General features: G+C 68.5%; 19 protein-coding genes. 12 read left to right on the top strand and 7 right to left on the bottom strand.

Annotated features, from left to right (window positions below):
* Positions 1-511: 511 nt before the first annotated feature.
* The 3 genes from ABZ803_RS06910 to ABZ803_RS06920 are packed head-to-tail and all read left to right on the top strand — an operon-like array spanning position 512 to position 3,131.
* Complete coding sequence (locus ABZ803_RS06910; RefSeq protein ID WP_040868283.1) at positions 512-877, top strand: DUF202 domain-containing protein; 366 nt, start codon at positions 512-514, stop codon at positions 875-877.
* A complete protein-coding gene (locus tag ABZ803_RS06915) occupies positions 874-1,182 on the top strand; it encodes a DUF202 domain-containing protein (RefSeq protein WP_357033812.1) in 309 nt (102 codons plus the stop codon). Before ABZ803_RS06910 ends, ABZ803_RS06915 begins: the two co-directional genes overlap by 4 nt.
* Before the next feature lie 47 nt (positions 1,183-1,229).
* Positions 1,230-3,131, top strand: a complete 1,902-nt coding sequence (locus ABZ803_RS06920; protein WP_357033814.1) for an alkyl sulfatase dimerization domain-containing protein — start codon at positions 1,230-1,232, stop codon at positions 3,129-3,131.
* A gap of 25 nt (positions 3,132-3,156) precedes the next feature.
* Here the strand turns inward: ABZ803_RS06920 and ABZ803_RS06925 are convergent, their stop codons facing one another.
* The 3 genes from ABZ803_RS06925 to ABZ803_RS06935 all read right to left on the bottom strand — a co-directional run bounded on the left by ABZ803_RS06925 (position 3,157) and on the right by ABZ803_RS06935 (position 4,751).
* Positions 3,157-3,675, bottom strand: coding sequence for a DUF1990 domain-containing protein (locus ABZ803_RS06925; protein WP_357033816.1), 519 nt, complete (start codon positions 3,673-3,675; stop codon positions 3,157-3,159).
* A 236-nt stretch (positions 3,676-3,911) separates the two neighbouring features.
* Positions 3,912-4,388 (bottom strand): M23 family metallopeptidase, encoded by a 477-nt coding sequence (locus ABZ803_RS06930; protein WP_357033818.1) that lies wholly within the window; start codon positions 4,386-4,388, stop codon positions 3,912-3,914.
* 81 nt (positions 4,389-4,469) lie between these two features.
* Positions 4,470-4,751: a hypothetical protein gene (locus tag ABZ803_RS06935; RefSeq protein WP_357033820.1), complete on the bottom strand. Its 282-nt coding sequence runs from the start codon at positions 4,749-4,751 to the stop codon at positions 4,470-4,472.
* A gap of 378 nt (positions 4,752-5,129) precedes the next feature.
* On the opposite strand from ABZ803_RS06935, the gene rpsB reads away from it, so the two are divergent.
* From rpsB to ABZ803_RS06960, 5 genes are all read left to right on the top strand, one after another.
* Positions 5,130-5,942, top strand: a complete 813-nt coding sequence (gene rpsB, locus ABZ803_RS06940; RefSeq protein ID WP_062969814.1) for a 30S ribosomal protein S2 — start codon at positions 5,130-5,132, stop codon at positions 5,940-5,942.
* 99 nt (positions 5,943-6,041) lie between these two features.
* Positions 6,042-6,866 carry a translation elongation factor Ts gene (gene tsf / locus ABZ803_RS06945; protein ID WP_040868273.1) on the top strand — a complete coding sequence of 275 codons (825 nt, stop codon included), beginning with the start codon at positions 6,042-6,044 and terminating at the stop codon, positions 6,864-6,866.
* Positions 6,867-7,061: 195 nt separating this feature from the next.
* Complete coding sequence (gene pyrH, locus ABZ803_RS06950; protein WP_040868271.1) at positions 7,062-7,790, top strand: UMP kinase; 729 nt, start codon at positions 7,062-7,064, stop codon at positions 7,788-7,790.
* 50 nt (positions 7,791-7,840) lie between these two features.
* On the top strand, positions 7,841-8,398 hold the full coding sequence (gene frr, locus ABZ803_RS06955) for a ribosome recycling factor (RefSeq protein ID WP_357033822.1): 558 nt from the start codon (positions 7,841-7,843) through the stop codon (positions 8,396-8,398).
* A 300-nt stretch (positions 8,399-8,698) separates the two neighbouring features.
* Entirely contained in the window at positions 8,699-9,496 is a 798-nt protein-coding gene (locus tag ABZ803_RS06960; protein ID WP_357034343.1) for a phosphatidate cytidylyltransferase, read from the top strand.
* A 9-nt stretch (positions 9,497-9,505) separates the two neighbouring features.
* Here the strand turns inward: ABZ803_RS06960 and ABZ803_RS06965 are convergent, their stop codons facing one another.
* Positions 9,506-9,850 carry a lipopolysaccharide assembly protein LapA domain-containing protein gene (locus ABZ803_RS06965; protein ID WP_357033824.1) on the bottom strand — a complete coding sequence of 115 codons (345 nt, stop codon included), beginning with the start codon at positions 9,848-9,850 and terminating at the stop codon, positions 9,506-9,508.
* A gap of 122 nt (positions 9,851-9,972) precedes the next feature.
* Here ABZ803_RS06965 and rlmN point away from each other — a divergent pair, with 122 nt between their 5' ends.
* A complete protein-coding gene (rlmN, locus tag ABZ803_RS06970; RefSeq protein WP_357033826.1) occupies positions 9,973-11,082 on the top strand; it encodes a 23S rRNA (adenine(2503)-C(2))-methyltransferase RlmN in 1,110 nt (369 codons plus the stop codon).
* Between the two features lie 120 nt (positions 11,083-11,202).
* Here the strand turns inward: rlmN and ABZ803_RS06975 are convergent, their stop codons facing one another.
* Positions 11,203-11,616 carry a DUF5997 family protein gene (locus ABZ803_RS06975; protein ID WP_357033828.1) on the bottom strand — a complete coding sequence of 138 codons (414 nt, stop codon included), beginning with the start codon at positions 11,614-11,616 and terminating at the stop codon, positions 11,203-11,205.
* Between the two features lie 161 nt (positions 11,617-11,777).
* On the opposite strand from ABZ803_RS06975, the gene ABZ803_RS06980 reads away from it, so the two are divergent.
* On the top strand, positions 11,778-12,692 hold the full coding sequence (locus ABZ803_RS06980) for a LysR substrate-binding domain-containing protein (protein WP_357033830.1): 915 nt from the start codon (positions 11,778-11,780) through the stop codon (positions 12,690-12,692).
* 57 nt (positions 12,693-12,749) lie between these two features.
* Here the strand turns inward: ABZ803_RS06980 and ABZ803_RS06985 are convergent, their stop codons facing one another.
* Both ABZ803_RS06985 and ABZ803_RS06990 read right to left on the bottom strand, forming a co-directional pair.
* A complete protein-coding gene (locus tag ABZ803_RS06985) occupies positions 12,750-13,064 on the bottom strand; it encodes a hypothetical protein (protein WP_357033832.1) in 315 nt (104 codons plus the stop codon).
* 140 nt (positions 13,065-13,204) lie between these two features.
* Positions 13,205-13,471 carry a DUF2631 domain-containing protein gene (locus ABZ803_RS06990; RefSeq protein WP_040868261.1) on the bottom strand — a complete coding sequence of 89 codons (267 nt, stop codon included), beginning with the start codon at positions 13,469-13,471 and terminating at the stop codon, positions 13,205-13,207.
* Between the two features lie 145 nt (positions 13,472-13,616).
* Between ABZ803_RS06990 and dxr the strand changes: the two genes are divergently transcribed.
* Both dxr and ABZ803_RS07000 read left to right on the top strand, forming a co-directional pair.
* Positions 13,617-14,756, top strand: a complete 1,140-nt coding sequence (dxr, locus tag ABZ803_RS06995) for a 1-deoxy-D-xylulose-5-phosphate reductoisomerase (RefSeq protein WP_357033835.1) — start codon at positions 13,617-13,619, stop codon at positions 14,754-14,756.
* A gap of 232 nt (positions 14,757-14,988) precedes the next feature.
* Complete coding sequence (locus ABZ803_RS07000; protein WP_357033837.1) at positions 14,989-16,188, top strand: M50 family metallopeptidase; 1,200 nt, start codon at positions 14,989-14,991, stop codon at positions 16,186-16,188.
* The last annotated feature ends 48 nt before the right edge of the window (positions 16,189-16,236 follow it).

Here is a 16,236-nt window from a genome sequence, read left to right on the forward strand (position 1 = left end):
CGTGGACGGTGCTCGCGGCGCCGGTTACGCTGACGTAGCTGATCATTTGCCAATACTCTCGGTTATGGAGTGTGCCCGTGATCGTCACCGACCGGATCTGCGCGCCTGAAGTGGACTTCGAGCTGCGACGACCATCCGAGTACCGGCGACTTCCGGGAGCTGACCGTCCTGTCGGCTGCCTTCGGCAGACATGGTTGCTGACTGGCATAGGAGCCCTCGGGGCGGCAGCCGGTCCTCCGAGTGATGCGAGGGTCGGCGCGCACGCCATGGCGAACGTTCCGGTGCGCGTGCCGTCACCGATCGCGTTCTCACGGCCGGTGCGGACCAGCCGCGAGCTTCCACTCCTCCCGCTAGCGTGGTGTGGTGTGACCACCGTGCGGTCCGGCGTGAAGCTGCGCGCCGGAAGAACACTTTGCGGCGAGAGCCGCCCCTTCTCGCGGCACGCATGTGCCGGCCGAGCGACCCCCGCGTGGGCGGATGCCGCAGGACGCTCGATCCGAACCGAGGCGGCGTGACGCTGCCGAATCCGGAAGCCGAATCGGAAGAGGGCGACGAGGAACTCGACTACCGCTTCACGCTCGCGAACGAGCGCACCTTCCTGGCCTGGATGCGGACCGCGCTGGGGCTGCTGGCCGGCGGCGTCGCGGTGCACACACTGGTCCAGTCGTTCCGGATCGCAGGGCTGCGGCGCGCGATCGCGTTGAGCTGCCTGGTCTTGGCGGCGGTCGTCGCGGTCGGCGCGTACGCGCACTGGCGGCGCATCGGCGTGGCCATGCGGCGCGGCGATCCGCTGCCGGAGACGGTGCTGGTGCCGATCCTGTCGGCGGGCATCGCGATCGTCTCGGTGCTGGCGGGTGTGGCGGTGCTGCTGCGATGAGCGCGCCGCATCTGTCCGCCGAACGCACCGCGCTGGCGTGGCGGCGCACCGCCGTGTCGGCGATGGTCGTCGGCACGTTGTTCGTGCATCAGGCGCTCGGCAGCGGGTGGCGCGCGGCCGCCGTCGCGCCCATCGGCGCAGCGATCGCGATGGCAGCGCTGGCCGGAGGCTGCTACCTGCGCAATCGCGGGCTTCACCGAGGCCACTACGCCCATGGCGGCCGCGTCATCGCCGGGACGGCGATGGCGGTGGTCGTGGTCGCGCTGGCCGCCGCGGCGGCCGGTTCTCTCGAACCGCTGCCCTGAAGGGCTTGCGGCCCAGCAAGGTTGGCCGAGACGACAGGAGGACGACAATGAGCACAGCGAGCGAGCCGAGCCACTTCATCGTCGCGGAGCACGAGCGCGCGACCGCCGCCTTGCCCTTCGCCGACACGACCGATCCGGCCGACTCCGAGCGCGGTTTCATCGCCGCGCTGGAACCCGGCGTGGTCACCTCCGAAGACGGAACCGTCGTGTGGGACAACGACTCCTATGCGTTCCTGCGGGATCCCTGCCCGGCCTCGGTGCATCCCAGCCTGTGGCGGCAGTCGGGCCTCGCGATGCGACAAGGGTTGTTCGAGGTGACCGAGGGCATCTATCAGATCCGCGGTTTCGACATCTCCAATATGACGCTGGTCGAAGGCGAAACCGGCGTCCTCGTGATCGATCCGCTGATCTCGGCCGAGACCGCGGCGGCCGGTCTCGCGCTCTACCGCGCCCATCGGGGCGACCGGCCGGTGACCGGTCTGATCTATACGCATTCGCACATCGACCACTTCGGCGGGGCGTGCGGGGTCACCACCGCGGCGGCGGTCGAGGAAGGGCGCTGTCCGGTGCTGGCGCCGGCCGGCTTCCTGGAACACGCGGTGGCCGAGAACATCTACGCGGGAACGGCGATGGCGCGCCGCGCCGGGTACATGTACGGCGCGGTGCTGCCGCGCGGACCGCTGGGCGCGGTGGGCTCCGGGCTCGGTCAGACCACGTCGGTCGGCACGGTCACGCTGATCCCGCCGACCGTCGACATCACCGCCACCGGCCAAGAGGAGACGATCGACGGCGTACGGATGGTCTTCCAGCTCACCCCCGGCACCGAGGCGCCCGCGGAGATGAACTTCCACTTCCCCGACCGCCGTGCCCTGTGCATGGCGGAGAACGCGACCCACACGCTGCACAACGTGCTCACGTTGCGCGGCGCGCTGGTACGCGATGCTCATATCTGGGCGAAATATCTGACCGAGGCGATCAACCTGTTCGCCCGCGATTCCGACGTCGTCTTCGCCTCGCACCATTGGCCGACCTGGGGCACCGAACGCCTGGTGGAATTCCTCTCCCTGCAACGCGACCTGTACGGGTACCTGCACGACCAAACCGTCCGCCTGCTGAATCAGGGCTACGTGGGCGCGGAGATCGCCGAGCTGGTCACTCTTCCGCCCGCGATCGAGCAGGCCTGGCACACGCGCGGATACTACGGTTCGGTCAGCCACAACGTGAAGGCCGTCTACCAGCGCTACATGGGCTGGTTCGACGGCAACCCCGCCCACCTGTGGGAGCACCCGCCGGTCGAATCCGCCCGGCGGCATGTGGAATTCATGGGCGGCGCGGACGAAGTGCTGCGCAAGGCACGGGCCTCCTACGACGCCGGGGACTACCGCTGGGTGGCGCAGGTGCTCAACTACGTCATCTTCGCCGAGCCGGACAACGACGACGCGAAGCAATTGCAGGCCGCGACGTTCGAGCAACTGGGCTACGGGGCGGAGAACGCGACCTGGCGCAACTTCTATCTCAGCGGAGCCTACGAGCTGCGCTACGGTTCGTTCGGCACGCCGACCAAGAGTGAATCGCCGACCATGGTGGCGGCGCTGAGCATCGACCAGATCTTCGACGCCTTGGCGTTGCGCGTCGACGGCCCCAAGGCGTGGGACCATCGGCTCGTGACGGACTGGAAACTCACCGATCAGGACCGCACCCACCGGCTCGAATTGCGCAACGGCCGCCTCACCCACTTCGACGTCGCGCCCGGCATGACCCTCCCGGAACCCGATGCCTCGTTCACGCTGGCCAAGTCCACCCTGATCCGAGTGTTGCTGGCCGGCGAGGACTTCGGCGTCGCGGCGGCCGCGGGCGACATCGTCATCGAGGGAGACGTCACCAAGCTCGCCGAATTGGTCGGCATCTTCGACGCTCCCGATCCCGATTTCGCGATCGTCACCCCATAGCCCTCGGCCCGCGACGGTGTTCGGGTCAGACCGACGTCGGCAATGTCGCGAGGTACCGGCCCGCGGCGAAGCGCTGGATCAGCCGCACCACGGGTCCACCGAGCCGGGTGTACCAGGTCGCGGGGCGGGAGAACGCGACGATCAGTCCGTACACCCCGTCATCGGAGGGGTCGTACTCGACGGCGAACAGTTCTTCGCCGGACGCCGGATGTCCGGGCAAGGTTCCGTACGCGAAACCCCGCCGGTCCGGTTCGTCGAGTATGTACACCACGCGGCACGGCGCGGTGATCCCTAATGGGCCGAGTCCCAGCCGCACGGTGATGGCGGTGCCCGGTTCGGCCGTCGGGGTGTCGGCGGATCGAAAGATTCCGGTCCCTTTTTGGACCCTATAGGCCAGGATTTCCGCACCGGCCCGCTCGAACAGCTCGCGTCCCCGACCGATGCGTCGCCGCAGCCGTAAACCGCGATAACCCTCCGGCACCGCGTCTCGTGTCGCGCCGACCTGGGAATACGTGAACGACGATCCTGCGCGTCCATCCGCCATACCCCGATCTTCACCCCACCGCCGACGGCCTCGCCACCCCCACTCGCCGACACGCCGGTTTCGATCGTTCCGGGCTCCTCGAAGAAGCGACTCGAGCGCCACGAAACAGCGAGTCGTCCGGTGCGGGGGCTCAGAGGCGCGGAGTCGCGCCGCGACGGGAGGGGAGACGCGATCCGATGCGTGAGGCGAGGCCGGTCGCTGGTGCTGGGTCGAGGGCGGCCCAGTGCGATTCGGGCTCAGGAAGGCACTGGTTTCAGCCGCAGGGGAGTGAGGTGGAGGAGCCCGAGGGGGTCGAGATACTCGCGCGTGCGGCGCCGACCGCCCTCGGCGCGCGCGCCCCAGTGCAGACATGCCGTCACACACCCAGGGTGCCCGGACTCGAGTGTCCCGATCCGGGTGCCGCGGCCGACCCGCCTGCCCACGGCAATCTCGGCGCGGACGGGCTCGTATGTCGTGCGCAGGCCGCCGGGGTGATCGATGGAGATGACCGGCTTGTCTGCCACGGTTCCGGCGAACACGACGATCCCTTCTCCTGCGGCTAGTACGGCCTGACCCTCGATGCCTGCCAGATCGACTCCGCGATGCCCCGGTAGCCAGTTCTGCGCGGGTTTGTCGAAGTGCCGTTCGACCGCGGGGCGCGGTTGCAGGGGCCAGCCGAACCGTCCTTCGGGGCCTGCTGTCGCGGTCGGCGCCGTCGCGACGATCGCGGTCATACCGAGAGCCAAGGCCGAAGAGATACACCGACGAGGCCGCATCGCATTCCAGTTGGTCATCGGGCCGGTCCGGAGGTCGGATCACGCTCCGCAGAGGGGTGCGGGCGGCGCGCACAGGTCGCCACCGGAGGCGGAAGCCGTCTCGAGATGGTCGTGCCCACCCGCACCGAGCCCGGATTGCCGGAACGGCAGCGGCGCGCGCCGCAGCAGATCGGAGAGAGACGGCAGGCAAACGGACCCCGTGCACGCCCCGCGCACAGGGTCCGCGGCAGGAGTCTCGGCGCCGACCGGCGGAGCGGCGACGATGCCGAGCACGAAGAACAGGGGGACGAGGAAGGTGGTCGCGGTGGAGAACGGTTTCATGGCTCCAGCCTTGCGCGGTTGCGGCGGCTCCCAGGGCTCGATCCGTGGAATGTGGATAACTCACTCGCTTGTGGAAAGCCGACGTTCCGGCTGGTCAAGGCTTCGGATCGAACCGATTTAGGTCTGGGTGCCACGAGGCCGTAAACTGATCGGGCGGTCTGTGCCTGCATGGACCGACTTCGCGCGCCACCCGTGCTTGTTCATAGCGGCGCTGTTCGGATCGAACTCGACATATGTGAGTTCGCGGCAGCGTGTTCGGAACAGGGAATCGCCGGCTGGTCCCACCCTCGCGGTCGGGTCCGACGATTCGGCGGCGCCAGGGCAGTGGATCGCCGATTCACTGCGTCAACCGGCAAATGAAAGAGAGATACGGGAGCTATGGCTGTCGTAACCATGAAGCAGCTGCTCGACAGCGGCGCGCACTTCGGACACCAGACCCGGCGCTGGAACCCGAAGATGAAGCGGTTCATCTTCACCGACCGCAACGGCATCTACATCATCGACCTGCAGCAGACGCTGACCTACATCGACAAGGCCTACGAGTTCGTCAAGGAGACCGTCGCCCACGGTGGCACCGTCCTCTTCGTCGGCACCAAGAAGCAGGCCCAGGAGTCGATCGCGGCCGAGGCGACTCGCGTCGGGATGCCCTACGTCAACCAGCGCTGGCTGGGCGGCATGCTCACCAACTTCTCCACCGTGCACAAGCGCCTGCAGCGCCTCAAGGAGCTCGAGGCCATGGAGCAGACCGGTGGCTTCGAGGGTCGCACCAAGAAGGAAATCCTCATGCTGACGCGTGAGATGAACAAGCTGGAGCGCACCCTCGGCGGTATCCGCGACATGCAGAAGGTGCCCTCGGCCATCTGGGTCGTCGACACCAACAAGGAGCACATCGCCGTCGGCGAGGCGCGCAAGCTGAACATCCCGGTCATCGCGATCCTGGACACCAACTGCGACCCCGACCTGGTCGACTACCCGATCCCGGGTAACGACGACGCGATCCGCTCCGCCGCCCTGCTGACCAAGGTCGTCGCCTCCGCGGTGGCCGAGGGTGTGCAGGCGCGCGCAGGCGCGTCCTCGGGCGACGAGAAGCCGGAGGCGGGCGCGGGCGAGCCGCTGGCCGAGTGGGAGCAGGAGCTGCTCGCGCAGGCCGCCCCCGGCGCCGAGGCCGCCGAGACCTCGGCCGAGGCCTGAGTCTCGTCGTAACGCACAGTTTCGGCGGCGATCACGAGCGAGTGCCATCGTGATCGCCGCTGCCAACACTCATACTTCTCCAAAGGAGGCTCGCCGAGAATGGCGAACTACACCGCTGCCGATGTGAAGCGGCTCCGGGAGCTGACCGGCTCCGGCATGATGGACTGCAAGAACGCGCTGGCCGAGACCGACGGTGATTTCGACAAGGCCGTCGAGCTGCTGCGCATCAAGGGCGCGAAGGACGTCGGCAAGCGTGCCGAGCGGACCACCGCCGAAGGCCTGGTCGCCGCCAAGGACGGCGTCATGGTCGAGATCAACTCCGAGACCGACTTCGTCGCGAAGAACGCGGAGTTCCAGCAGCTGGCCGAGCAGGTCGTCGCCGCGGCGGCGGCCGCCAAGCCCGGCGACCTGGAGACGCTGAAGGCGCTGGACCTGGGCGGCAAGACCGTCGACGAGGCGGTGCAGGCGCTGGCCGCGAAGATCGGCGAGAAGCTCGAGCTGCGCCGTGTCATCTCGCTGGACGGCCCGGTCGCCACCTACCTGCACAAGCGTGCCTCCGACCTGCCGCCCGCCGTCGGCGTGCTGGTCGAGTACACCGGCGAAGGTGACGCCGCGGCCGAGGCCGCCCGCTCCGCCGCCATGCAGGTCGCCGCGCTCAAGGCCAAGTACGTGACCCGCGACGAGGTTCCTGCCGACATCGTGGAGAACGAGCGCCGCATCGCCGAGCAGACCGCTCGCGAGGAGGGCAAGCCCGAGGCCGCGCTGCCGAAGATCACCGAGGGCCGGGTCAACGGCTTCTTCAAGGACGTCGTGCTGCTGGAGCAGCCGTCGGTCACCGATTCGAAGAAGACCGTCAAGGCGTTGCTGGACGAGGCCGGTGTCACCGTCACCCGCTTCGCCCGCTTCGAGGTCGGCGCGAACTGAGTCTCGCCGCACCCCCAGCGTGCAGGCCCCCCGCCGACCGAACGAACGCCGGTTGACGGGGGGCCTTCTGCTGCCGCTCCAACCGAATAAGGCAGGATGGATGCCGCTCTGCCTTGCTCTACGTCACAGGCGCCTGCCGCGCGCAACGAATCGCCGCAAGAACGACAATCCCTCGCCGAAGGAGACTGGAGACCCATGACGGACCCGGGGACCGATCGCCCAGGATATCGCCGGGTACTGCTGAAACTCGGCGGGGAGATGTTCGGCGGCGGGAAGGTCGGGCTCGACCCGGACGTCGTGCAGACGGTGGCCGAGCAGATCGCCGAGGTGGTCGCCACCGGCATGCAGGTGGCCGTCGTGATCGGCGGCGGGAACTTCTTCCGCGGCGCCGAACTCGAGGAACGCGGCATGGAACGCGCGCGTTCCGACTACATGGGCATGCTCGGCACGGTGATGAACAGCCTTGCCCTGCAAGACTTCCTGCAGCAGCAGGGCGTGGACACCAGGGTGCAGACCGCGATCACCATGGGCCAGGTCGCAGAGCCCTACCTCCCGCTGCGCGCCAAGCGTCACCTGGAGAAGGGCCGCGTGGTCATCTTCGGCGCCGGGATGGGCATGCCGTACTTCTCCACCGACACCACCGCCGCACAGCGCGCGCTGGAGATCGGCGCGGACGTGGTGTTGATGGCCAAGGCGGTCGACGGGGTGTTCACCGCCGACCCACGCGTCGACGAGACCGCGACCATGTACTCCGAGATCACTCACAAAGAGGTCATCGAGCGCGACCTCAAGGTCGCGGACGCGACCGCCTTCAGCTTGTGCATGGACAACCAGATGCCGATTCTGGTGTTCAATTTGTTGACCAAGGGCAATATCGCCCGCGCGGTCGCCGGTGAGAAGATCGGCACACTGGTTCGGTCCTGACACCCGCGGACCGCGGATCATGACATGACGACGCTGTGGAGGAAACGGTCGTGATTGAAGAAGCGCTCTTCGACGCCGAGGAGAAGATGGAAAAGGCCGTCTCGGTAGCGAAGGACGATCTCGGAACCATTCGTACCGGGCGGGCGAATCCGGGCATGTTCTCCCGGGTCGTGGTCGACTATTACGGGTCGCCGACCCCGATCACCCAGATGTCCAGCATCACGGTGCCGGAGCCGCGCATGGTCGTGATCAAACCTTACGAGGCAGGCCAGCTCGGCCCGATCGAGACGGCGATCCGCAACTCGGATCTCGGGGTCAACCCCACCAACAACGGCGACATCATCCGGATCTCGGTGCCGCAGCTGACCGAGGAGCGCCGCCGTGAACTCGCAAAGCAGGCGAGGGGCAAGGGCGAGGACGCCAAGGTCGCCATCCGCAATGTCCGTCGCAAGGCGATGGACGAACTGTCTCGTATCCAGAAGGATGGCGAGGCGGGCGAGGACGAGGTCGGGCGCGCCGAGAAGGAACTCGACAAGACCACCGCCAAGTATGTCGGCCAGGTCGACGAATTGGTCAAGCACAAGGAAGCCGAACTGCTCGAGGTCTGACGCGGATCGGTCGGCAGGCGGGACCGGTCCGGAGGAGGCCGGATCACCGCGATTGCCGGCGGAACAGCGCCAAGGCCCGCCCGGGCGGGGGACGAACGGAACGACGAGTTGAGCGACGGGACAATCGTGGCCGAGAACGCCGCCGCGACCGGTGCGGCAGAGGAGCCGCCGGTGAACGGGACAGCCGATGCGAGGCGACAGCACCCGCACGACGCTGGTGCGTCCGGTCATGAACCGTTACGCGGCCCCGCGGCATCCGAACCCGCTCCCGCGTCGAAAGGTTCGCGCGCGGGCCGGAATCTGCCCGCCGCGCTGACCGTCGGCTTCGGTCTGGGGCTTTCGCTGATCGCGATCCTGCTGTTCGTGCCGAAAGTGTTCATCGGCGTCGCGGCGGCCGGGGTCGGCGTGGCCACCTGGGAGGTCGCCAAGCGGCTGCGCGAGGCCGACGTGCTCGTTCCGCGGGTTCCGCTGATCGCGGGTGGCCAGGCGGTGTTCTGGCTGGGCTGGCCGTACGGGGCCAGCGGCGTCGCGGGCGCGTTCGCCGCCACCACGCTGATCTGCATGGTGTGGCGGCTGTTCGATCACGGCTTGCGGACCGCGCCGCGAAACTTCCTGCGCGACACGGCCATCACGGTGTTCACGCTGGCCTGGATCCCCTTGCTGGCCTCGTTCGCCACGCTGCTGTTGCTCGAGCCGGACGGCAACCTGCGGGTGCTGACCTTCATGATCCTGGTGGTCTGCTCCGATGTCGGCGGTTACGTGGCGGGCGTGCTGTTCGGCAAGCATCCGATGGTGCCCTCGATCAGCCCGAAGAAGTCCTGGGAGGGTTTCGCCGGTTCGCTGGTGTTCAGCGTGATCGGCGGTCTGCTCACGGTGACGCTGCTGCTGGAGGCCAACTCGATGATCGGCGTCGTGCTCGGCGTCGGCCTGGTGCTGGTGGCCACCTGCGGCGATCTGATCGAATCGCAGATCAAGCGTGAACTCGGCATCAAGGACATGGGCACCTTGCTGCCGGGTCACGGGGGCATCATGGACCGCCTCGACTCGATGCTTCCTTCGGCGTTCGTCTCCTGGTTGGTGCTGTCGACGCTGCTGTGATCGGGCGCGTCAGCCCTTCTTGGCCGCTTTGCGCAACTGCAGGATGCGAACGCCGCCCACCGAGGCCATGACGAGTGCCCCGCCGATCACCGACAGCAGCACGGTGACGCCGAGCGGCAGCGAGAAGTCCCAGAAGAAGAAGTGCACCTGGATCTGCTCCAAGTTCTGCAGGATGAAGATCAGCAACAGGACCAGGATCAAGACGCCGGTGACCAGCCCGCTCCAGGCGTAACCGGTGCGCGAGGACAGTGATTTCTTGACAGGGGCGACAGGCGGGGCGCCGGGCGGCGTCGCGCGTTGGCGCTGCGACAGGTCCGGGTCCGGCTCCGTCGGGTATTCGGGGTGCGTGGACATATCTCGATCATGGCCGACAGCTATCGTGGCCGCGAGTATTTCCCGGCGACCAACCGGGTATGTCGGGCCCGACTGTGGTCGAGTGCCCGGGTAGTTCCGGCGGATGGGAGAATGGAGCAACTATGACCATCTCCCTGCCCCTGGTTTTCGACGCTCCGCGCCGTGGCATGCCGCCTCGGCATCTCGCCGACCTCGATGCCGAGGGCAGGCGCGCGGCCGTCGAGGAACTGGGCCTGCCGAAATTCCGCGCCGATCAGATCGCGCGCCAGTACTACGCGAGATTGCAGGCCGATCCGGCCGGAATGACCGATCTGCCCGCCGCGGTGCGGGAGAAGATCGGCGAGGCGCTGTTCCCGCCGCTGTTGAGCGTGGTCAAGCACGTGGCGTGCGATGCGGGGGAGACCCGCAAGACGTTGTGGCGCGCGGGCGACGGGACGCTGCTGGAAAGCGTCCTGATGCGCTACCCGGACCGCGCGACCTTGTGCATCTCCAGCCAGGCCGGTTGCGGCATGGCGTGCCCGTTCTGCGCCACCGGTCAGGGCGGGCTCAACCGCAACCTGTCCACCGCCGAGATCGTCGACCAGGTGCGCGCCGCGGCCGCGGCGCTGCGGGACGGCGAAGTGGCGGGTGGGCCCGGCAGGCTGTCCAACATCGTCTTCATGGGTATGGGCGAGCCGCTGGCCAACTACAAGCGGGTGGTCGCGGCGGTGCGCCGGATCACCTCGCCCGCGCCGGACGGCCTGGGCATTTCCCAGCGCAACGTCGTGGTCTCGACCGTCGGGCTCGCTCCGGCCATCCGCAAGCTGGCCGACGAGGGATTGTCGGTCACGCTCGCGGTCTCCCTGCACACGCCCGACGACGAACTGCGCGACACCCTCGTCCCGGTGAACAATCGCTGGCCGATCGCCGAGGTGCTCGACGCGGCCCGCTACTACGCGGACAAGACCGGCCGCCGCGTCTCGGTCGAGTACGCCCTCATCCGCGACATCAACGACCACCCGTGGCGCGCGGACATGCTGGGCGAGAAGCTGCACAAGGCGCTCGGCTCGCGCGTGCACGTCAACGTCATCCCGCTCAACCCCACGCCCGGCTCGAAGTGGGACGCCAGCCCCAAACCGGTCGAGCAGGAGTTCGTCCGTCGCGTCAACGCCCAGGGCGTGCCCTGCACGGTCCGCGACACCCGCGGCCAGGAAATCGCCGCCGCCTGTGGTCAGCTGGCCGCGGAGAACTGAGACGCCAGAGGCCGATGTGACCGCTCGAGCGGCCGCGTCGGCCGAAGCCGCGCACACGCTTGCGCTGCCCGGTAACGGGATTCGGAGCGTCCTTCTCGACCGCCGGTGCCGGACGACCCGCTAGCCGCGGTTCTTCGCCGGGCGGTTGGTGGCGGCGCGGCGTTCGGCCTCTTTCGCCTTGATGCGGGCATCCTCCGCGCGGACCGCCGCGTAGTTCTCGCGCTCGCGCACGAGCCATTCCGGCGGGTCGGCGAGCAGCACGTCGATCTCGTCGGCGGTGAGGTGGTCGGAGACCTCGGCGCGGGTCAAGCCGGTGTTGGAGACGCCGAGTTTGCGGGCCACCACATCGCGGGGAAACGGGCCGGTGCGGCGCAGTTCGGTGAGCCACTCGGGGGGATCGTTGCGCAGCGCGTCCAGCTGAGCGCGAGAGATCGGCGCGTTGCGGAACTCCTCGGGCGCGGCCGGAAGGTAGATGCCGAGTTTGTTCGCCGCCGTCAACGGCTTCATCGTCTGCGGGTTCTTGTCCGGGCTCACCGGAACAGCCTAACGGGCGCCGCCGGACGGATTCGTCCGCAGCCCCGCGTCGCCTTTGCGGAGGGGGGCGGCCGCCGGCCGGGCGCCGCCGCGTATGCGGGGCAGCCGGCTATCCGGCGGCGCGAGCGGCCCACATCGCCTGGTGGCATACGCTTCCACGAATGAGCCGGTTGGAGTCGATCGATGTCGTGCGCCTGCGCTGGTTCGTCGCGGTCGCGCAGGAGTTGCACTTCGCGCGCGCGGCGAAATCGCTGCACATCTCGCGTCAGAAGCTGAGCCATACCGTCATCGACTTGGAGAACGAACTCGGCACGAAGCTTTTCGTGCCCGGCGCGCAACCGACCCGGCTCACCGACGACGGACGCGAGTTACTGGAGCAGGCGCGCGAGATCATCGGCCGGACCGAGTCCGCGGCACGACCGCCGGAGGCTCCGGCCGCCCTGCGGGTGGGTTTCGTGCCGGGCGTCACGGTATCCAAATGGACCCGGATATGGGCCGAGCGCTTCCCCGACACCCCGCTCGAGGTGATCGCGCTGGCGCAGGCGGAACAGGAGACGGCCCTGCGGGAGGGGCGCGTCGACATGTGCTTCGTCCGGCTGCCGATCGATCGCGAAGGCATGAGCGCGATCCCGCTCTACCGGGAGGTTCCCGTCGTCGTGGTGCAGAAGGATCACCCGCTCTCGGTGTTCGACGAGGTACGCGTGAACGACCTGGCCGACGAGCATGTGCAGGACACCTCGGACCTCGACGCGGTCGGCGGCGCGCTGGAACTCGTCGCCGCGGCCGGGGGCGCGGCCATCGTGCCGCACTCGCTGGCTCGCCTGCACCATCGCCGCGACCTCGTCTATCGCACGATGCTCGACGTCCCGGATACCGAGATCGCACTGGCCTGGCCCGCCGATCGCACCACCGATCCGGTCGAGGACTTCATCGGCGTCGTGCGCGGCCGCTCCGAGCGAAGCTCACGGGCCGCCCGCCCCGACCAGAACGAGCCACGGAAGAAGCCCCCGGCCAAGAAGACGGGCGCTCGTCCGGGTCCTGCCGCGAAGAAATCCGCGCGGCGGCGCGGACGCTAGCCGATTCGTGCTCAGGGGTGGCGGCGCGAACCCCGGCCGGTCCGCGCCGCCCGGCGATCAGCCCTTACAAACCCGGTTCAGTTCGTCGGTCGCGGCGTCCATGTTCGCGACCTTGTCATCCGTGAGGGCCTGGGCGTAGGCGGCGATGGCGGCCTTCTCCGCGCCTTCGGCCTCGATGGCCGAGAGCTTGGTCGCCAGCGACTGCTGCACGGTCGGGTCCAGATTCCCGCCCGACTCGTCGATGGCGGCGTTGATCGCGTCGATGGCCGCGCCGCACGCCGGTGACTGGGCGTGCGCGGGCGCGGCGGGCAGCAACAGCAGCGAACCGAACGCGCTCGCGGCGAGCAGGGCGGCCGAACAGGTCTTGATCATTGCGTCCTAAGGGTTGTGCGGACAGAGAACAGAGGTCCGCGACCCGGCTGGGACGCGGACCTCGGACGCACACGGTACCGGCTGACTGCGCGCGGTACAGGACGAATGAAGTTGTGCGAGAAGACTTTCCGGATGGAGAACTAGCGCGGCTTGCGCTGCAGCAGCGAGTCGCGGATCAGGATGCCCGCGATCAAGGCGGCGAAGCCGACCAGGAAGATGTCCTCGATCTTGCCGCTGTGGTTGCCGACCAGCATGGCCAGCAGGATCAGCGCGACGATCCAGCCCGCGATCCGGAAGGTGCGGCGCGACTCGCCGCTCCAACCCCAGGCGGCGGAGGGAACTTCGGCGGGATCCACGCGAGTGACGACGCGCTCGGTGTCGGCGTGTTCGAGTTCCGTGGCGGCCACGATCGCTCCTTAGCTGTTCTTTGTACGGTGATTCCGGTACGCACTCGATGAGCTGCTGCCGCATATCGTGACATACGACGGCGCGTCGTTGTAAGTCGGCCCGCGCCCCGTCGGACGCGTTCCGGCGGTAGGACACAATGAAGTCGTGTCCGACATCGTGAGAGTCCTGCTCCTGGGCAGCACCGGATCCATTGGCACCCAAGCGCTCGAGGTGATCGCCGCCAATCCCGACCGCTTCGAGGTGGTCGGACTCGCCGCGCGCGGCGGCAACACCGAGTTGCTCGCCGCCCAGATGGCCGCGACGGGCACGCGCAATGTGGCCGTCGCCGATCCGGCCGCGGCCCAGCGGCTGGACCTGCCGCTGGGCGGCCCGGGGGCGGTGACCGAGCTGGTGCGACGCACCGAGGCGGACGTGGTGCTCAACGCCCTGGTCGGTTCGCTCGGGCTGGAACCGACGCTGGCCACCCTCCAGTCGGGCACCCGCCTCGCCCTGGCCAACAAGGAATCCCTGGTGGCGGGCGGTTCCTTGGTCACACGCGCCGCCGCCCCCGGGCAGATCGTCCCGGTGGATTCGGAACATTCCGCGCTGGCGCAGTGCCTGCGCGGCGGCCGCGCCGACGAGGTCGACCGGCTGGTGCTGACCGCGTCCGGCGGCCCGTTCCGCGGCTGGACCGCCGACATGCTCGAGTCGGTGGGTCCGGCCGAGGCCAAGGCCCATCCCACCTGGTCGATGGGCTTGATGAACACCCTGAACTCGGCCTCGCTGGTGAACAAGGGGCTCGAGCTGATCGAGACCCACCTGCTGTTCGGGATTCCTTACGACCGCATCGACGTCACCGTGCACCCCCAGTCGATCGTGCACTCGATGGTCACCTTCACCGATGGCTCCACGCTCGCCCAGGCCAGCCCGCCGGACATGAAGCTGCCCATCGCGCTGGCGCTCGGCTGGCCGGACCGGGTGCCGGGCGCGGCCGCCGCCTGCGATTTCGGCACCGCCTCCACCTGGACGTTCGAACCGGTCGACAACGGTGTCTTCCCCGCGGTCGAGCTGGCCCGTGCGGCCGGGCAGGCTGGAGGCAGCGTCACCGCGGTCTACAACGCCGCCAACGAGGTCGCGGTGCAGGCTTTCCTGGACGGAGCTATCCGCTTCCCGCAGATCGTCGGCACGGTGGCCGCCGCGGTGGAGGCCGCCGAGCAGTGGCGCGCCGAGCCGGATTCGCTCGAGGAGGTGCTCGCCGCGGACACCTGGGCGCGGGAGTTCGCCGCCGCCCGGGTACGCGGCTGACACCGTCGCGCGCCGGATCGGACGCGCGAAGCGGCGGCGTCCTGGCACACTGAACACAGGACACGACTTTGTCCGGTCAGGCGTACCTCCGCCTTCGCTCCGGCCATTCGCGGGCTGAAGACGGACTACGTCCGACAGCACCCATTAGGGTGATCAGAGTGCTCGCGGCCAGGAGCGGACGCGTGCGTGCGGGATATTCGAGCTGCGCAAACGCAGGAGGGCTGTAGAGCAAATGGTGTTCGCGTTGGGGTTCGTGCTGTTCGCGCTGGGCATCACCGTGTCGATCGCGCTGCACGAATGTGGGCACATGTGGACCGCCCAGGCGACCGGCATGAAGGTGCGGCGGTATTTCATCGGATTCGGACCGAAGATCTTCTCGTTCCGCCGCGGTGAGACCGAGTACGGCCTCAAGGCGCTTCCGCTCGGCGGTTTCTGCGACATCGCGGGTATGACGGCGCTCGACGAACTGCGCCCGGAAGAACTCGACCGCGCCATGTACCGCCAGGCCACCTGGAAGCGGCTGGTCGTGATGTCCGGCGGCATCGCGATGAACTTCGTCCTCGGCTTCATCCTGATCGTGGTGCTCGCCATCGGCTGGGGACTGCCGAACCTGAAGGAACCCCCGGCCACCGCGCTGGGCGAGATGAGCTGCGTGCCGCAGGGCAAGCCGGACGGCACCAGCGAACCGTGCACCGGCCCCGGCCCCGCGCAGCGCGCCGGGTTGCAGCGCGGCGACATCGTCAAAGAGGTGAACGGCGTCAAGGTGGACACCTGGCGTCAGTTCCAGGCCGAGACGCAGAAGCAGACCGGCCCGTTCACCTACCTCGTCGAGCGGGACGGCCGCACCCTCAGCATTCCCGTCACCCCGGAGCGGGTCATCCGCTACCCCGAGGGCGGTGGCGCGGGCCGCGAGGTCGGAGCCATCGGCGTGGCGCCGGAACGCTACGAACCCGTGCAATACGACGTTCTGGGCGCCGTTCCCGCCGCGGCCACATTCACCGGGGACATGTTCGTGCGCACGGTGGACTCGCTGACCGAGATGCCCGCGAAGGTGTCCTCGCTGTGGGACGCGGTCACCGGCGGTGAGCGGGATCCGGAAACCCCGGTCAGCGTGTACGGCGCCAGCAAGATCGGTGGCGAGACCGCGGAACGCGGCCTGTGGAACATGTTCATCCTGGTGCTGGCCAGCCTGAACTTCTTCCTCGGCATCTTCAACCTGCTGCCGTTGCTGCCGCTGGACGGCGGCCACATCGCGGTGGTGATCTACGAGAAGATCCGCAACACCATCCGCGGCTGGAAGGGGCTCGCGCCCGGTGCGCCGGTGAACTACCTGAAGTTGCTGCCCGCCACGTACGTGGTCGTGGTGATCGGCGGCGCCTACATGCTGCTCACCCTGGCCGCCGACATCGTCAACCCGATCAAGCTGTTCTGACCGGGGCCGCCGGGCGTGCGGTGCGGCTCGCGACGTAGTCTGGCGCGG

The sequence above is a fragment of the Nocardia sp. NPDC047648 genome (assembly GCF_040642815.1).
Lineage (GTDB): Bacteria > Actinomycetota > Actinomycetes > Mycobacteriales > Mycobacteriaceae > Nocardia > Nocardia gamkensis.